The sequence below is a fragment of the Enterobacter mori genome (assembly GCF_025244905.1).
In the GTDB taxonomy this organism is placed as follows: Bacteria; Pseudomonadota; Gammaproteobacteria; order Enterobacterales; family Enterobacteriaceae; genus Enterobacter; species Enterobacter mori_A.
Window position 1 is genome coordinate 3,000,389 of sequence record NZ_CP104285.1, and the last position, 16,707, is coordinate 3,017,095.

Below are 16,707 nucleotides of genomic sequence, written 5' to 3' on the forward strand. Positions count from 1 at the left end.
TTTCAATTAAAATGTTCTTTCTGAAGTGGGGTGCCTTTAGTGAGATCACGAGTAGAAATTTTACCAATTACATCGTCATAATTTTTTGGCGCAAGCCCATAACCAGGACGAATGCTTTTGACATTTTCAGTAGTTAGCTTTTCACCCTTTTTTACATCCTTAACAATATAAAGTGAACGCCGAAACTTAACATTTCCCTTTTCGCTTTCTTTACGTTCATAATTCACACAGCCTAACGCTTTCCAGGCTGTTTTAGCATCCCTACAAAGCGCTACTAACTCAGCGGGCTCAAGCGAGAAACTATCATCTGGCCCCCCACCATTTCGATCCAGCGTAACGTGTTTTTCAATGACGTTGGCACCAAGGACTACAGATGCCACTGCTGTTGTATTATCAATGGTATGATCGGAAAGACCAGTAATAACACCAAATCGCTCAGCCATATCAGGTATGGTTGCAAGATTATAATCTTCTGCCGGAGCCGGATAGCCACTTACACAGTGTAGAACGACGAGCTCCTTGCATCCCCCTTCGCGAGCAGCTGTAATCGCTTCCTGAATTTCCTGCTCGTCTGCCATGCCTGTTGATATAATCATTGGCTTGCCAGTTTTGGCTACATATTTGATTAACGGTAAATCAATCGCCTCAAATGAGGCAATTTTATACGCCGGAGCCCCTAACTCTTCAAGCAAGTCAACAGCTGTAAAATCAAACGGACTACTGAAAATAGTAATACCAAGCTGTTTTGCTTTGTCAAACAGTGGCTTGTGCCATTCCCATGGCATTTGGGCCCCTTTGTATAAATTAAAAAGGGTTTGCCCATCCCATAAGCCGCCATGTATCTGAAAATCTTCAGTATCACAATCAATTGTGATGGTATCAGCACGGTATGTTTGTAATTTTATGGCATCGGCACCTGCAGCTTTCGCTTCTTCCATAATCTTAAATGCACGGTTGATGTCACCATTATGGTTCGCAGAAAGCTCAGCAATAATATAAGGAGGATGATCTTTACCAATTTTTCGGCCATTAATTGTAATAAATTCGTTCATTAATTTTTCTCGCTGATATATTCGCTAGGCGATAATTTGTAAAATCCAAGACGCTCAAATAAGTGATGCGATATATAATTTTCTGATAAAACCGTTGCCAATAGAGCTATACCCTCATGCAGCATCAAAACGCGTTTGATAGATGCACTCGCAATGCCTCTACCATGACATGCAGATGTCAGAAAAATCGATATTTCATATTTTGCAAAGGCATGCTCAACTGGATCTAATCGAATAACACCACATGCACCACCATTTTCGATGATATAAAAGAACGAATCATCGGCATTTAATTTACGTTTCATCCATTGAAGATGATTATCATAAGAAGGAATGTCAGGATTTCGCGCATACTTACGCGTTTGGGGCTCACACTGAAGCTGATATACAAAGTCGATATCGTCGAATGTTGCCTGGCGAAGAGTAACATTAGTGCCATCTTTAGCTGGCATAATAACTATTTCCTGAATATCCCTGTAAAGCCCTTGACCATCGCAAATGTTCATAGCAAGGAGACGTTGCTCGTGATAATTCCTAATCAAGTGATTGAGTGCGACTCTGAGATCTTCAGAGCTAAAATTATCAGCATAGAGCACAATTGCACCAGCTTTAGCCAAGTTGTTTGCAATGGTTTTTTGGTTATCCGCAATGGCTACGTTTACTGCAGGTAATCCCATAGCACATCGTTCCCAGGTCGTTCCCCCCATAGCGCCGATTGCAAAATCGTGTTCTAGCATCAATTCTGCCATATTTGACACATTGACGAGGACGTCAACATCATATTTCGATTTATTAGCAAGGGAGATAATTTCTGCGCGGTATGGGCAGGCAGTACCTAATACGACAGTGATTTTTTCTATGTTTTCAAAAACTGACTGCTCAAGAAAACCCAACATTTTTCCAGCAACATTATGAGCATCTACTCCGCCCATTGTTAACAATAGTCTTTTCGGCAAGGTAATTTTCGTTTTACGATCAATTGATTGATTTCTTAAATGTGGAAACTCAGGATTAAGCAAGGCATAATTCGCGCCAGCTAAAATTTTACCTTCATTTTTATTGAACGGTGCGTATTCTTTCGCGCTACGCATATATGTTTGATCGATCAGTAAATCACTGCAATGCGGTCGGTTGCAAAGATCATCGATTACCACTAAATGTACGTCAGGAAAACGGGTTTTCACAATCACTTCCCACTCATGATCAAGGGAATAGTGATCCATAATGACAATGTCTGGATAAAAACAACTATCTATAATTAAATCGATAAATTTCTCAGCATCATCAGACTGACTTCCATTGAGCCAGGATTTTTCATCTCTGATGTAAGTGCTCGACTTGTCGGAGACTGTGATGACCTGGACAGGAAAACCTTCCTGTTTTATTTTATCCAGAATATTGCCTGGGTGGTCTTTTGAAATGAAAGAACATCGCGCTCCTGCTTTTTCTAAGCCCTTTGCTAGATTCAGACAACGGATTATATGACCAGAACCGATCGAAAGCGATGAATCAGCCCGCAGAAACACGTTCATTTTTAAACTCCATGGCTTTAAACAACCACTCTGCTACGCGCCAGTCTTCTGGAGTATCAATATCCTGGACACGTTCACGCGGAAGTTCAATCGAGAAGGAATTTGCGCTAAAAATCGGTTTTTCATTCAACCAGGCAGTGGATGTCCCCCAGTAAAATTGCCCGGCATCGTGCCACGACTCTTCAAGATCTTGTGAACGAACATGGAACATATCAGGTGAAAACATACTTATACGTTGCTCATCACTGACTCTAAGTGCTCGTTGAATGGGATAAGGAAATCTAGAAACAGTGAAAGCATAATCGCCTTGCCGCTCCTGGAGAGTTCCTAATCCCAGAACAATATCTTCAGCGCAGATAAATGGGGCTGTAGCATAAATACAGCAAACGAAATCAACCGCACAATCGTGACTAATGAGCCAATCAGTAGCATGGCGAATAACAGGAATAGTTCCCGCAAAGTCATTCGACAATTCTTCTGGCCTCATGAACGGCACTTCCGCACCATATTGGCGTGCAACCTCAGCAATCTCGTCATCATCTGTTGATACAATGATTCGATCAAAGACGCCGCTCTTTTGAGCGGCTTCAATGGACCAGGCAATCATTGGTTTCCCACAAAATTCTTTAATGTTTTTGCGTGGAATACGTTTACTGCCACCACGCGCAGGAATGATTGCCACATTCATTTAAAAGAACTCCCGAATGCACTGGATAACGTAATCCTGCTCTTCATCAGTCAACGTGGAGTACATAGGAATGCTAATTGCACGCGCATAGTAATCCTCCGCGACCGGGTAATCCCCTGCTTTATGCCCTAACTGCTCATAGTACGGTTGAGTGTGAACGGGAATGTAGTGCACGTTAACACCAATCCCTTTTTCACGCAGGTGATCGAATAATGGCTTACGCATGCCAGGGTCATTGACCGTTAACGGGTAAAGATGTAATGCGCTGTAGCCACTTTCTGCTTGAAGTGGTGTCGACACAGGAATGCCATCAAACGCAGTATGATAACGTTTTGCGAGTTCATGACGGCGCGCCACAAATCCATCGATACGCTTAAGCTGGGTCACACCCAGTGCTGCCTGCAGTTCGGTCATGCGGTAGTTCAAACCAAGGTCAACCTGCTGGTAGTACCAACCACCTTCAGATGCTTTGGTCATTTTATCGCCGTCACGCGTAATGCCATGGCTGCGGAAAAGCTGCATGCTTTCAGCCAGTACATCATTGTTCGTCAGCGCCATACCACCTTCCGCCGTGGTGATGATCTTAACCGGGTGGAAGCTCAGAATGGTAATATCAGCAAAACGGGAGTTGCCAATTTTGGCTCCCTGGTAGTTGCCGCCGATGGCATGTGATGCATCTTCAATAATGGCAAAACCATACTCTTTCGAAAGCTGATGGATCGCTTCCATATCGCATGACTGTCCAGCAAATGCCACCGGTACAACAATTTTAGGCAACTTGCCTTCCGCTTTCGCCGCAATGAGTTTGGTTTTCAGCGCTACAACACTCATGTTATAAGTCTGCGGGTCGATATCCACGAAGCTTACATTTGCATCGCAATAGAGCCCACAGTTTGCCGAAGCCACGAAGGTGTTAGGCGATGTCCACAGCCAGTCACCTTTTTTCAGCCCCAGTGCCAGGCATGCAATATGAAGTGCAGACGTTGCACTGTTTACCGCAACGGCGTGCTTAACGCCAACGTAATCAGCGATGGCCTGCTCGAACTGTGGAACACAAGGCCCCTGAGTCAAGAAATCAGACTTCAGTACGCCCACTACTGCATTGATATCTTCATCAGAGATATCCTGCCGTCCATAGGGGATAAATTTCATTAGATATTGCCTACTTTTTCACGATTATCATCAATCCATTGACGCAGCTCTTCAATGCTCATCCATTCTGCATTGCTATCACTCTCGTAAACGAAGCCTTCTGGAACGCGCTTGCCATCCTTAATACGTTCTGGGGAATCGCACCAGTTATGGATAGCAGGCAGGATTTTGAAGTGTTCAGGATACTCATAGGTGTAATGCGCATCTTCAGCACTGATCATCTGCTCATGCAGTTTTTCACCAGGACGAATACCAATCACTTTCTGAGCAGCATCTGGCGCAACGGCTGTTGCCACGTCGGTCACTTTCATTGAAGGGATTTTCTTAACGTAGATCTCGCCGCCTTCCATATCATTGAAGGCATGCCATACCAGCTCAACGCCCTGCTCCAGGGTGATCATGAAGCGGGTCATGCGATCATCAGTGATTGGCAGTTCACCCTTGTCTTTGATGGAAAGGAAGAAAGGAATAACGGAACCGCGGGAACCCATCACGTTGCCGTAACGCACAACGGCAAAGCGGGTTTTGGTTGCACCCGAATAAGAATTACCTGCCACAAACAATTTGTCAGATGCAAGTTTGGTTGCACCGTACAGGTTTGCTGGACTACTTGCTTTGTCAGTCGAAAGTGCAACGACACGTTCGATACCTTTGTCAATACATGCATCAATTACATTCATCGCGCCGTTAATGTTGGTTTTAACACATTCGAATGGATTGTATTCTGCGGTAGGTACGATTTTGGTTGCTGCTGCATGCACCACAAAATCAACCCCATCCAATGCACGGTATAAACGATCTTTATCACGTACATCGCCGATGAAAAAGCGGATACGACTTTCATCTTTAAAATGCTTAGCCATTTCCCACTGTTTCATTTCATCACGTGAATAAATGATAATTTTTTTAGGATTATATTTTTCAAGCGTCATGCGAACGAACTTATTGCCAAATGAACCTGTGCCGCCAGTTACCAGAATTGTTTTATTATCAAACATGTTTTTCACCAGAAAATATCAACTTATTGAATGCTACAATTGAAGAGATTGTAACCCAGCCCCGCAAGGGTTTTTCCACGCTACCGCCCCTGGCTTAACAGCTACCAGTGCACTGAGAGAAGGTAAATGTTCCATATGCTGAAGTCTGACACCGCACGCTTGCTGGCGCTGGACAACTGCAAAAGCTGGCGTTAATTGTCGTCCTAAACGACCTTAGAAACAAGCACAAATCGTTACAAATCTGGAGAGATTTGAATCAGATAAATCCATGTTATTATTAGAATTAATAACAAAAAACGGCAGACATCATTTTGGTTATGTATCCACATACCCTGAAGATGACTACCGTTTATACAGATCGTGTAAGAAAATATCAGTCGTTAGCCAACAACTTCTCAATGCGGCTTCTGAACTTCGCCCCTTCCTTCAGGTTACGCAGCCCGTAGTTCACAAATGCCTGCATATACCCCATTTTCTTTCCGCAATCATAGCTGTCGCCGGTCATCAGCATGGCGTCAACGGACTGTTTCTTCGCCAGTTCAGCAATTGCATCGGTCAGCTGGATACGGTCCCAGGCGCCTGGCTCCGTTTTTTCCAGCTCGGCCCAGATATCCGCGTTCAGAACATAACGGCCAACGGCCATCAGATCGGAGTCCAGCGTCTGAGGCTGATCCGGCTTTTCGATGAACTCAACAATGCGGCTCACCTGCCCTTCCGTCTCCAGCGCTTCTTTAGTCTGAATGACAGAGTACTCAGAGAGATCGCCATCCATGCGTTTCGCCAGCACCTGGCTGCGGCCCGTTTCGTTGAAACGCGCCACCATTGCCGCCAGGTTGTAACGCAGCGGGTCCGCAGACGCGGTATCAATGATGATATCTGGCAGAACGACGATGAACGGGTTATCACCCACGACCGGACGCGCGCACAGAATCGAGTGGCCCAGACCCAGCGGCTGCGCCTGGCGCACGTTCATGATGGTCACGCCAGGCGGGCAGATAGATTGAACTTCTGCCAACAGCTGACGCTTAACGCGCTGCTCAAGCAACGCTTCGAGTTCGTAAGAGGTGTCGAAGTGGTTTTCAACCGCATTCTTTGAGGAGTGCGTGACCAGAACGATTTCTTTGATCCCTGCAGCAACAATCTCGTCGACGATGTACTGAATCATCGGCTTGTCGACAATCGGCAGCATCTCTTTAGGAATTGCCTTGGTGGCTGGCAGCATATGCATGCCCAGACCCGCTACCGGAATGACTGCTTTCAAATTAATCATTATCTCTTCCACCTTAAAATGGTTGACGAATTATAGCTTTTAAACCTGTTTTCGCCAGTACGTTTTGCTGTAATTCTGGATTCATGTTACGCCCAGGCACCACAAATTACAGTAGTTGTAATCTGAATAGATCACATTATCCAACCAGGAATCGTCGCAAAATTGCCCGCGGGTGATTATCTATTCGGCAGCGCAAAATTCAGCCGTTCCGTATTAACCACATGCTGGTCAACCCGGTCAATATCCACCGAGCTTTGCCCCTTTTCATTGACGGCCTTAACGTTTGCCAGCGACAGCAGCGTTTCGTCTTTGGCCATAAACTTACCCCGCACGTCCTTACGCAAATCGAATTTGATTTTCAGCGCCGGTCCCACGGCCGCTTCCTGCATCACGTTGATGTTACGCAAGAAAAGATGCTGAGGCTTGTTGTGCAGCTCAAGCGTCGCGCGCTGCATTTCAACATTGGTGATGGCGACAAACGAGGTCGCGTTGCCGGATGAAATTTGTATTCCGCGCAGCTTATAGGCAAGTTGCCGATTATCCAGGCGAATATCGTTGAGCTTAAAATTCTGCGGTATCGACAGGTAGTTGCCTTTAATTACGCCGTAACCGATTAACATTCCAGCACTATTGACCATGTCGACATTATCAATAACGAAATTATCACAGCCGTAAATCGCTACCGTGGCGTTATCTATTCCCGCTTTTTTGCTGAAGTCGGGGGTGATATTTTTAGCCTTAATATTGCGAATGACAAAGTGTTTACCGTTTTCGACGTGAACTAACTGACGACAGTTGCTGCCCGTAATATTGGCCACCACGAAGTTCTTCACGGTTTGCTTTTCGGGGTAGTCATTGTCGTAGGTACTGCCCGCAAGCCCGATGCCAATCCCCCAGTTGATTTTACCGTTGGTGCAGTTGATGTTGTCGATCACATGGTCAGAGATCAGAATGTTACGGTCGTTGATCGCCACGTTCCACTCAATCGCGTCACCCTGCAGGTGGCTAAATCTACTGTTAGTAATGCGTGCACCGTCCACCTGATTATGGAAGCCCTGTCGCAAAATGGCGTAGTTGGCCTGGCTCACGTTGATATTATCGATGAGAAGGTTGCGCATCACCCTCGGCTTTTTGCCGCCGATGTAGATCTGCGTGACGGGGCCAAAGCCGCTCATCGCCAGATCTTTGATGACGCAATCGGAGCCGCGGACATCCAGCGTGATGTTGTGCGTGCGCCCTTCTCCCTCAGCGATAACTTTACTGCCTTCCTGAAGCACAAAGCGTCCGCGCCCGTTGCCCTTGAGCCCACCCCGTATCAGGAGCGTTTTACCGTCGGGGATAAAAATCCCGGTATTGATGTTGTCACAGACGAGATCGGCGGGTACCACAACGGTGTCGGCCTCGGAGAACGCCTGCTTAAAAGCGGCGATCCAGTCGCTGTTGTTGTACTGTTCCACAGAGACCGTCCTTCCGGTGGCTGCCCGCGCGGCGCGCGGCGACAGCAGCGGCATTGCCGCCAGCACGGATAAGGAAGAGACAAAATGGCGTCGGGTAATCTTTTTCAGCATACAACCTCGGCGTTACAGCGTTTGCAGCAGGCTCGCTAACTGGCGATTAATCACCTGCTGGTTAAATTCTGTTTCGACTTTTTGTCGGGCATTTTGCAGCACCGGTACCAGCTCCTGCTGGTCGATGTCGCTGAAGGCCGCTAAGCGATCGGCCAGGGCGAAAGCATTATTTTCAGGCACCAGCCAGCCGGAATACTCCGATCTGATCAGTTCAGGGATCCCGCTGTGCAGCGTAGACACAACAGGAATGCCCACGGCCATTGCCTCCATCAGCGCGACCGGAATACCTTCCATATCACCGTCTGCACCGGTCACGGAGGGCAGCAGGAAAACGTCCGCCTCGTCGAGCATCGCCTTCACCTCATGGCTTGGCTTGAAGCCCGGCATCTCCACGCAGCCTTCCAGCTGATACTGTTCGATCAACGTGCGCAGTCGGCGCTCCCAGGGGCCAATACCTAAAATGCGATAGTGGAAATCCACCCCACGCGCTTTTAGCTGACGACAGGCTTCAATCGCGACGTGCAGACCTTTCTTCTCGGTTAACCGCGCGACCGAAATAATCTGCAGCGGTTTCCCCGGCACCTTCACCGGGCGCTGGGTGAAGCGCTCCATATCGACGCCCATCCTTGATACGGTGATTTTTTCGCCCGGGCAACCCATCTTTTTCAGCCGACCGGCCCACAGTTCGCTGATGGGCAGCATCATGTCGCCGCGGCGGAAGAGCTGCTGATACTCAGGCGTATAGTGGTTCAGCACTTCCCGGCTGGAAATGTCGATACCGTGGAAAATGGTCGCGATTTTGCCGTCAATCACCCCCAGCTCGCGCAGCTTCGCGGCGGTCACGCCCGCCGGGCCGAAGTGGGCGATAAACACATCCGCACAATACGGCTGCGACGTTTGCCCGCAGATGGCGGAGAGGATCAGATTGCGGGATTCCGCCCCGTAGCGCGACACGTTCAGCGCCCGCCACGTCGAGGGACGATGCAGCCCGCGCAGCGTCTGGCTGGCGCGGTAGCGAAGTTTGTTTAGCCGTCCGCCCGGCTCATCCTGCAGCCAGCGGGTTTTGGCTTCCAGCCCATACTGGGTGTACGCCGCATGGGTGTTTTGCGTATCGCCCTTTTGCAGGGCGATAATCTCCACGTCATATCCCATATCGATAAACGCGGTGATCTGGTTCAGTACAAAGGTCTCAGACGACAGCGGAAATTTCAGTAAGAAGAAACCAACCTTCATTTCCCCTCCCCGACGCGGTCGAGCACCGATTTCACCATGCCGATCCCCTTTTCGCGCTCGGCTTTCACCGCCACGGCCAGGCGTTCGTTAATCGCAGGCAGCTGTCCCAGCGTGTCGCCGACCATGGCCCCCAGCGAACCGTCGAGAAGATGGCGAATATCGACCGCCATTTCCGGCATGCCGAGCTGCTGCATAATGCCCGCTGATTTGTGCTCGTAGTTGATGGCAATCGCTGGCGTGCCGAAGTTCATGGAGATAATGGCCGAGTGCAGGCGCGTGCCGACGGTGAGGTCACAGGCGGAGAGCAGTTTGCCCATCTCCAGGTCGTTCAGCTCGTCCATCACCACGTGATAACGGGACGGATCGTTAACCAGGTTGCGCAGATTGAGCGCCACCATGCGGTCATCTTTGTTGTAGCTGTCAATACCGGTACAGGTTGAGAGCGCCAGCACCTGGTAGCCACTGTCCAGCACGCGGTTCACCACATCGGCGAAGGCTTTCTCGTAGGCCGCCTGGGTGGTGCCAAGACGTTTATCAAATGGCGCGAGCTCGCGCAGGGTGATGGCGACGGTTTTCTGTTTCGCCGCCACGTCGAGCCAGTGCTGTACCGCATAGCTTGGCTGGAAATTATCGTCCTGGTGATCCACCAGCCAGGCGGTATCCACGCCGTGCTCAACTTTTGACGTGTCGATCTCGCTGCGCTTCATCAGGTCGAGGCTCACGGACTCGCGCAGGATCAGCGCATCGCAATGACCAAACACGTAGTTCGCCAGCTGGTTAAACTGCGGATCCTGGAATGGCCCGACGCTGTGGCCGATCATAAACAGCGGCTTTTTCGCCATAAAGGTGCAGAGCGCATGCTCAAACTGCGGCACGCCGTAGAGATCGACGAAGAACGAACCGCCAACCTGAATAATGGCGTCATAGCCCGACAGCAGACGGACGAAATCGGTAAAGCCCTGCGCGATAGCGATATTGCGCAGCTTGCCGGTATCGGTCACGCGGGAAAGCAGCACCTGATGCTGGTAACGACGACGCAGGACTTTCTTCACGCGCCCCATCACGCCCGCAGCGTTGTTTTGCTGTTTCATCTGGCTGTAGAGCGGATCGCCCATCACCGGGCGGTTCAGTAACCAGGATGAGCTGACCGGATAACGGCTCATCACATCCACTTCTGTCTCAGGCTCAAGGGTGTTAATTGCATCCAGTAAACCGCGCAGGATGGCACTGTCGCCACGGTTGCCGCAGGTATGGTTGCCAAGAATAAGTAATTTCATAATGGCCTCTTAAAATTAGCCTGCGCGAAGCAGCGTTTTCATTTTTTCGTTACGGCAAAACTGGCGCTTCATCTCGACCACCAGCGCATTGCGCGACAGCACAATCATCACGCCGAACGCCAGCGCGCCTGCGGCAACCTGCACCGCCAGCAGCGCCGCCAGCGGCAGATGACCGCTGAGCACCACGCCCAGGCCATAGCTGACCGCCAGAGTGGGTAAAGAGAGATAAAACGGCAGCCACAGGCTCAGGATGTACTGACGGTAGCTAGAGCCCAGCACCGGCTTGATCATGATGAAGTAGCTCAGCACGGTGTTGATAATTTGTACCAGCAGGAACCCGAGGGTGACGCCAATGGCACCCGCCATATGCCCGCCCACGAGGATCGCCGGAATAAACAGGAAGGTTTTGAACACGTTGAACTTAAAGCTGATGTCCACACGCGCTTTTGCCATCAGCAGGGAACCAATCGGATTCCCCACGGAGCGCAGCAGCCCGACCACGCACAGCAGCTGCAGGATTGGGATGATGCTGTTCCACTTCTCGCCAAACACCAGCGGCACGAAATTGCTGGCGACCACCATCAGCCCCAGCAGTACCGGGAAGTTGATGATCCCCACCACGGAGAGCAGCTTGTAAAAGTTCACGCGCAGCTTCTCGGTATCGTCCTGAATTTTGGCGAACGCCGGGAACAGCACGCGGGTAATGATCGGGTTGAGCTTCATCGGCGGAACAACCGCGACGTTATACGCCAGGTTGTAGCCACCCGCGACGCTCGCGCCCAGAATACGCGCCAGCACCAGCGTGGAGAGGTTAGTATTCACGTAGTTGATAATGCTGTCTGCCGTCAGCCACGCGCCGAAGCGCAGGTTGGATGAAACCGACGCCAGCGAAAAATGCATCCCCGGGCGATAAATCTTGCGGCCAAAGAAGCCAAACAGCAGCGTGCGCACGGCAGAGTTAACGAGGTAGCCGAGGATGGCGGTCATCGCCAGCGGCCAGAAATGGGCGCTGACCACGGTGAAGGTAAAGCCCGCCAGCACGGCGCTGGTTTCAATCATGCCGATTTTGTTGAACTCCAGCTCTTTCTGCATCAGCGCGCGGAACTGCTGCCCGTGGGGGATCACCACGAACGCAAACGACAGGGTGCGCATCAGCGGCGCCAGGTCCGGGTTATGCAGTACGCCGGCAATCACATCGCTCAGCAGAAACACCAGCACAAAGACGAAGATACCCAGCCCGACGTTCAGCCAGTAGAGCGTGGTCAGCTCCAGATGGCTGATTTCCTTGCGCTGAATAATGGAGTTGGCGATACCAAAGTCCGACAGCGTATCGGCCAGGGCGATAATCACCAGCGAGACGGTCAGCAGGCCGAACTGGTGATTATCGATAATGCGCGCCAGCACCGTCATCTGCACCAGGCCGAGGCCAATGATGACGATGGTGGCCATGGCTGACCATTTCGCACCGCTGATGGTTTTTTCTCGTAAGCTCATCTTAGTACGCCGCTTTGTTCACGAAGCCTTTGAAAATGGTCAGAAAAACAATCTTGATATCGAACCAGAGGCTCCACTCGCGGATGTACTCCAGATCGAACTCGATACGTTTCTCCATTTTTTCCAGCGTGTCGGTCTCGCCGCGCCAGCCGTTGATCTGCGCCCAGCCGGTGATGCCTGGCTTCACCTTATGGCGCAGCATGTAACCTTCAATCAGGGTACGGTACTGCTCGTTATGGGCCACGGCGTGCGGACGAGGCCCGACGATGGACATCCCGCCGGTGAACACGTTGATGAACTGCGGCAGCTCATCGAGCGAGGTTCGGCGCAGGAAGTTGCCCACGCGGGTGACGCGCGGATCGTTCTGCGTCGCCTGGGTCACTACCTTGTCGTTCTCCATCACCTTCATAGAGCGGAATTTCCACACCATGATCGGCTTACCGTCCATGCCGTAGCGGGTCTGACGGAAGATGATCGGCCCCGGCGAGCTGAGCTTCACCGCCAGCGCAATGCAGCACAGCACCGGGGAGATAAGCAGCAGGATCAGGGACGAAAGCACGATATCTTCCACGCGCTTCAGCACGCGGTTAATCCCCGACAGCGGCGTGTCGTACAGTGGAACAACCGGTACCCCGTTCACCTCTTCAATACGGGAGTGGAGAATATTAAAGGTGAAGACATCCGGGATGAGGATCACCGAGCAGGTGGTATCCGCCAGCTCGCGCATCAGTTTCTTGATGCGGGATTCATCTTTCATCTGCATGGCGATATAGACGTTGTGGATCTTTCCGGCTTTCGCGTCGTCAATAAGCTGTTCGTAGTTACCCGCCCAGTCGGACGGCACGCCGCCGGGCTTCGCGTCGTGATAAATCCCGACCACTTCAAAACCTAACCACGGCTCTTTGCGGAAGCTGTCGAGCAACACCTGTCCCACCGGCAGATCGCCCGCCACGGCAACGAAGCGACGGTTATACCCGCGGTTGCGCAGCCAGCCCGCGCCAAAGCGGATCAGCGAGCGGCAGACCACCATGCCAACGCTGGTTAACAGATACCAGCAGAGATAGGTCACAAGACGGTTATCAAAATCATGGCTGAACGCCACCAGGCCTGCGCTGAAAATCAGGCTTAAGGTCCAGTTCTGGAGCAGCAGCATCAGTTCGGTGGTCATTTTGACGCCGCGCCATGAACGATAGAAATCGGTCATGCCGCCGATCATCTGAAACACCACCAGCGCAATCAACGCCATCAGCAAGTGCATGTATAAGAACGACTGCCCGCTAACCCAACACACCGCCCACAGTCCGCCGACCATGATGGTGATATCAGAAAAACGCTGCACCATAGAGATTAACGATGCATTCGTTCTCGCTCGTTCGCGCTTTTTTAGATTTGTCATCGTTGTTCCTTTAGTTCTAAACCTTACCCCTCGCCCCTCACCCCGGCCCTCTCCCCAAAGGGGAGAGGGTGTTCAAGTTCCCTCTCCCCTTTGGGGAGAGGGTTAGGGTCAGGGGTAAGGTTTTCTTTTTACTGATTCAACAGCGCCAGAATGTCCTTCGTTCGGGCTTCCATCAGCGCGGTATCGGCGCGGGACTCTACGTTCAGGCGCACCACCGGCTCGGTGTTGGAGGAGCGCAGGTTGAAGCGCCACTGCGGGAACGCCATGCTGATACCGTCCGTACGGTCAATCTCCAGCGCGTGAATGGCAAAGTGGTGCTCCACGCGGGCAATGGCGTCGGCAGGCTGCGCCAGCTTGCTGTTAATCTCACCGCTCGCCGGGAAGGCCGCCATGCGGTCGCGCACCAGCTCGCCCAGGGTCTGCCCTTTCAGGCACAGCAGCTCGGTCACCAGCAGCCACGGGATCATCCCGCTGTCGCAGTAGGCAAAATCACGGAAATAGTGGTGAGCGCTCATCTCGCCGCCGTAAATGGCGTCTTCTTCACGCATGCGCTCTTTAATAAAGGCGTGGCCGGTTTTGGACATCACCGGCGTGCCGCCCGCCGCGGACACCACGTCGACGGTGTTCCAGGAAAGGCGCGGGTCGTGAATGATCTTCGCCCCCGGGTTTTTCTCGAGGAAGGCTTCCGCCAGCAGGCCGACGATGTAGTAGCCCTCGATGAACTGCCCTTTCTCGTCGAACAGGAAGCAGCGGTCGAAGTCACCGTCAAAGGCGATACCCATGTCGGCACCGTGCTCAATCACCGCGTTACGGGTGTCGTCGCGGCACTCCGGCAGCAGCGGGTTAGGAATACCGTTCGGGAAGTTGCCGTCCGGGGTGTTATGCACTTTGATGAAGGTGACCGGCACGTTCAGCGCCTTAAAGCGAGCTTCCAGGGCATCCACTACCGGGCCTGCCGCGCCGTTACCGGAGTTGATGACCAGCTTCAGCGGCTTCAGGTTTGCCACGTTGATATAGCCCAGCAGGTGGTCGATGTACTCGTTTTGCAAATTGATTCGCTTGTAGCTGCCGCGCTTCGCGTCGTTCACCGGCGGGAAGTCGTTGGCTTCGGCCAGACGCTGCACGTCGCGCAGGCCGGTATCGCCGCTGATCGGACGCGCGCCCTTGCGCACCAGCTTCATGCCGTTGTAGTCCATCGGGTTGTGGCTGGCGGTCACTTCGATACCGCCGTCCACGCCCAGGTGGAAGGTGGCAAAGTAAATCTCTTCAGTGCCGGAAAGGCCGATGTCCAGCACGTCCACGCCCGCATCCTGCAGCCCTTTCGCCAGGGCCAGCTTCAGGGACTCGCTGGTCAGGCGCACGTCGCCGCCCAGCACGATGGTTTGCGGCTTTAAATATTCGCCGTACGCGCGGCCAATGCGCCACGCAATGTCTTCATTCAGCTCTTCGCCCAGCTTGCCGCGAATATCGTAGGCTTTAAAACAGGTTAACTTTTCCATGATGACCCCTTTTTCAGGCAACAGTTGGCCCTGACCAATTAATGGCCAAATTCATTTTTTTCATTCGTAGGCCCGGTAAGCGCAGCGCCACCGGGCAGGAAGCAGAGGCGCTACACTCGCCCGTAGCGGTCCTGGAAGCGAACGATATCGTCCTCCTCCAGATACGAACCGGAGCGCACTTCAATCAGGTCGAGCGGAATTTTCCCCGGGTTCTCCAGACAGTGCGTCGCCCCCAGCGGAATGTAGATGGATTCGTTTTCGCCCAGCAGTTTGATTTCGCCGTCAATGGTGACTTTCGCGGTTCCCGCCACCACCACCCAGTGCTCGGCGCGATGGTGGTGCATCTGTACGGACAACCCTTCACCCGGCTTCACGGTAATACGCTTCACCTGATAACGGTCGCCGGAATCGATGGAGTCATACTTGCCCCACGGGCGGTAGACTTCGCGGTGAATATGGTGCTCGTGACGGCCATCGGCCTTGATTTGTTCAACCACTTTTTTAACGTCCTGCACGGCGTTACGGTCGGCAATCAGCACCGCATCTTTGGTCTGCACGACCACCAGGTCCTTCACGCCAACCGTGGTGACCAGGCCTGATTCGGCGTAAACGTAGCTATTTTCCGTTTTGTGGCTAATCACATCACCGTGATGGACGTTACCCTCCGGGGTATGGGCGCTGATCTCCCACAGGGATGACCAGGACCCCACATCGCTCCAGCCAGCGTCCATCGGCACCACGACGGCATCCGCCGTGCGCTCCATGACCGCGTAGTCAATGGACTCCTCCGGGCAGGCGAGGAAGGATTGCTCATCCACACGAATAAAATCGAGGTCAGGATCCACCACCGCCATCGCTTTCTCGCAGGCGCTCAGGATGTCCGGACGGTATTTTTCCAGCTCTTCCAGGTAGCGTCCGGCGCGGAACAGGAACATGCCGCTGTTCCAGTAATATTCCCCGCTGGCCACGTAGGCCTGCGCGGTTTCCAGATTCGGTTTTTCGACGAACTGCGCCACGTCAAACGCCACGCTGTCGCCTTCGCCCGGCGTCACGCTGCCGCGACGGATGTAGCCATAGCCGGTTTCCGGCAGGTCCGGCACGATGCCGAAGGTCACCAGCTTGCCGCTTTCCGCATAAGGAATGGCCGCACGCACCGCGTCGCGGAACGCCTCCTCCTGCTGAATGACGTGGTCAGCCGCCAGGACCAGCATCAGCGGGTCGCAGTTCGGGCTGCTGCGTTTCGCCGCCAGCGCCGCCAGGGCGATCGCAGGGGCGGTGTTACGACCGGCAGGCTCCAGAATGATGTTTTCTGTGAGTTTGTTCAGCTGGCGCAGCTGCTCGGCAACGATAAAACGGTGCTGTTCGTTACAAATAACGACCGGACTTTCACACTCCACGCCGTGCAGACGGTTGACCGTCGTTTGCAGCATGGTGAGGTCCCCTTTCAGGCAGAGGAACTGTTTTGGATAGAGCACGCGGGACAGCGGCCACAACCGGCTACCAGAGCCACCTGCCATCACAACCGGATACAACGTGGTTTGACTCATG

13 protein-coding genes are annotated in these 16,707 nt (G+C 52.3%); all 13 read right to left on the reverse strand.

Annotated features, from left to right (window positions below; all coding sequences use genetic code 11):
- Positions 1-2: 2 nt before the first annotated feature.
- A complete protein-coding gene (gene pseI / locus N2K86_RS14235) occupies positions 3-1,052 on the reverse strand; it encodes a pseudaminic acid synthase (protein ID WP_260659023.1) in 1,050 nt (349 codons plus the stop codon).
- The gene (pseG, locus tag N2K86_RS14240) at positions 1,052-2,584 is read right to left on the reverse strand and encodes a UDP-2,4-diacetamido-2,4,6-trideoxy-beta-L-altropyranose hydrolase (RefSeq protein WP_260659024.1); all 1,533 of its coding nucleotides are present in this window, start codon (positions 2,582-2,584) and stop codon (positions 1,052-1,054) included. The genes pseI and pseG overlap by 1 nt, the downstream gene beginning before the upstream one ends.
- Positions 2,562-3,272, reverse strand: coding sequence for a pseudaminic acid cytidylyltransferase (pseF, locus tag N2K86_RS14245; protein ID WP_260659025.1), 711 nt, complete (start codon positions 3,270-3,272; stop codon positions 2,562-2,564). The genes pseG and pseF overlap by 23 nt, the downstream gene beginning before the upstream one ends.
- Positions 3,273-4,424 (reverse strand): UDP-4-amino-4,6-dideoxy-N-acetyl-beta-L-altrosamine transaminase, encoded by a 1,152-nt coding sequence (gene pseC, locus N2K86_RS14250; protein ID WP_260659026.1) that lies wholly within the window; start codon positions 4,422-4,424, stop codon positions 3,273-3,275.
- Entirely contained in the window at positions 4,424-5,422 is a 999-nt protein-coding gene (gene pseB / locus N2K86_RS14255; RefSeq protein WP_047625690.1) for a UDP-N-acetylglucosamine 4,6-dehydratase (inverting), read from the reverse strand. Before pseB ends, pseC begins: the two co-directional genes overlap by 1 nt.
- A 373-nt stretch (positions 5,423-5,795) precedes the next feature.
- Complete coding sequence (galF, locus tag N2K86_RS14260) at positions 5,796-6,692, reverse strand: GalU regulator GalF (protein WP_010431970.1); 897 nt, start codon at positions 6,690-6,692, stop codon at positions 5,796-5,798.
- Positions 6,693-6,868: 176 nt separating this feature from the next.
- A complete protein-coding gene (wcaM, locus tag N2K86_RS14265; RefSeq protein ID WP_260659027.1) occupies positions 6,869-8,260 on the reverse strand; it encodes a colanic acid biosynthesis protein WcaM in 1,392 nt (463 codons plus the stop codon).
- Positions 8,261-8,272: 12 nt separating this feature from the next.
- On the reverse strand, positions 8,273-9,493 hold the full coding sequence (gene wcaL / locus N2K86_RS14270; RefSeq protein ID WP_260659028.1) for a colanic acid biosynthesis glycosyltransferase WcaL: 1,221 nt from the start codon (positions 9,491-9,493) through the stop codon (positions 8,273-8,275).
- Positions 9,490-10,770: a colanic acid biosynthesis pyruvyl transferase WcaK gene (gene wcaK / locus N2K86_RS14275; RefSeq protein ID WP_260659029.1), complete on the reverse strand. Its 1,281-nt coding sequence runs from the start codon at positions 10,768-10,770 to the stop codon at positions 9,490-9,492. The genes wcaL and wcaK overlap by 4 nt, the downstream gene beginning before the upstream one ends.
- A gap of 15 nt (positions 10,771-10,785) precedes the next feature.
- A complete protein-coding gene (gene wzxC, locus N2K86_RS14280; RefSeq protein ID WP_260659030.1) occupies positions 10,786-12,264 on the reverse strand; it encodes a colanic acid undecaprenyl disphosphate flippase WzxC in 1,479 nt (492 codons plus the stop codon).
- Between the two features lies 1 nt (position 12,265).
- The gene (wcaJ, locus tag N2K86_RS14285; protein WP_260659031.1) at positions 12,266-13,660 is read right to left on the reverse strand and encodes an undecaprenyl-phosphate glucose phosphotransferase; all 1,395 of its coding nucleotides are present in this window, start codon (positions 13,658-13,660) and stop codon (positions 12,266-12,268) included.
- Positions 13,661-13,788: 128 nt separating this feature from the next.
- Complete coding sequence (cpsG, locus tag N2K86_RS14290) at positions 13,789-15,159, reverse strand: colanic acid biosynthesis phosphomannomutase CpsG (RefSeq protein ID WP_260659032.1); 1,371 nt, start codon at positions 15,157-15,159, stop codon at positions 13,789-13,791.
- 110 nt (positions 15,160-15,269) lie between these two features.
- Positions 15,270-16,706, reverse strand: a complete 1,437-nt coding sequence (gene cpsB / locus N2K86_RS14295) for a mannose-1-phosphate guanyltransferase (RefSeq protein ID WP_089598073.1) — start codon at positions 16,704-16,706, stop codon at positions 15,270-15,272.
- Position 16,707 lies beyond the last annotated feature (1 nt).

Bases quoted from the DNA above. Each gene is read 5' to 3' on its own strand.
- cpsB (WP_089598073.1), bottom strand. From the start codon at position 16,706: ATGAGTCAAACCACGTTGTATCCGGTTGTGATGGCAGGTGGCTCTGGT.
- cpsG (WP_260659032.1), bottom strand. From the start codon at position 15,159: ATGGAAAAGTTAACCTGTTTTAAAGCCTACGATATTCGCGGCAAGCTG.
- wcaK (WP_260659029.1), bottom strand. From the start codon at position 10,770: ATGAAATTACTTATTCTTGGCAACCATACCTGCGGCAACCGTGGCGAC.
- wcaM (WP_260659027.1), bottom strand. From the start codon at position 8,260: ATGCTGAAAAAGATTACCCGACGCCATTTTGTCTCTTCCTTATCCGTG.
- wcaJ (WP_260659031.1), bottom strand. From the start codon at position 13,660: ATGACAAATCTAAAAAAGCGCGAACGAGCGAGAACGAATGCATCGTTA.
- pseB (WP_047625690.1), bottom strand. From the start codon at position 5,422: ATGTTTGATAATAAAACAATTCTGGTAACTGGCGGCACAGGTTCATTT.
- pseI (WP_260659023.1), bottom strand. From the start codon at position 1,052: ATGAACGAATTTATTACAATTAATGGCCGAAAAATTGGTAAAGATCAT.
- pseF (WP_260659025.1), bottom strand. From the start codon at position 3,272: ATGAATGTGGCAATCATTCCTGCGCGTGGTGGCAGTAAACGTATTCCA.
- pseC (WP_260659026.1), bottom strand. From the start codon at position 4,424: ATGAAATTTATCCCCTATGGACGGCAGGATATCTCTGATGAAGATATC.
- galF (WP_010431970.1), bottom strand. From the start codon at position 6,692: ATGATTAATTTGAAAGCAGTCATTCCGGTAGCGGGTCTGGGCATGCAT.
- wcaL (WP_260659028.1), bottom strand. From the start codon at position 9,493: ATGAAGGTTGGTTTCTTCTTACTGAAATTTCCGCTGTCGTCTGAGACC.
- wzxC (WP_260659030.1), bottom strand. From the start codon at position 12,264: ATGAGCTTACGAGAAAAAACCATCAGCGGTGCGAAATGGTCAGCCATG.
- pseG (WP_260659024.1), bottom strand. From the start codon at position 2,584: ATGAACGTGTTTCTGCGGGCTGATTCATCGCTTTCGATCGGTTCTGGT.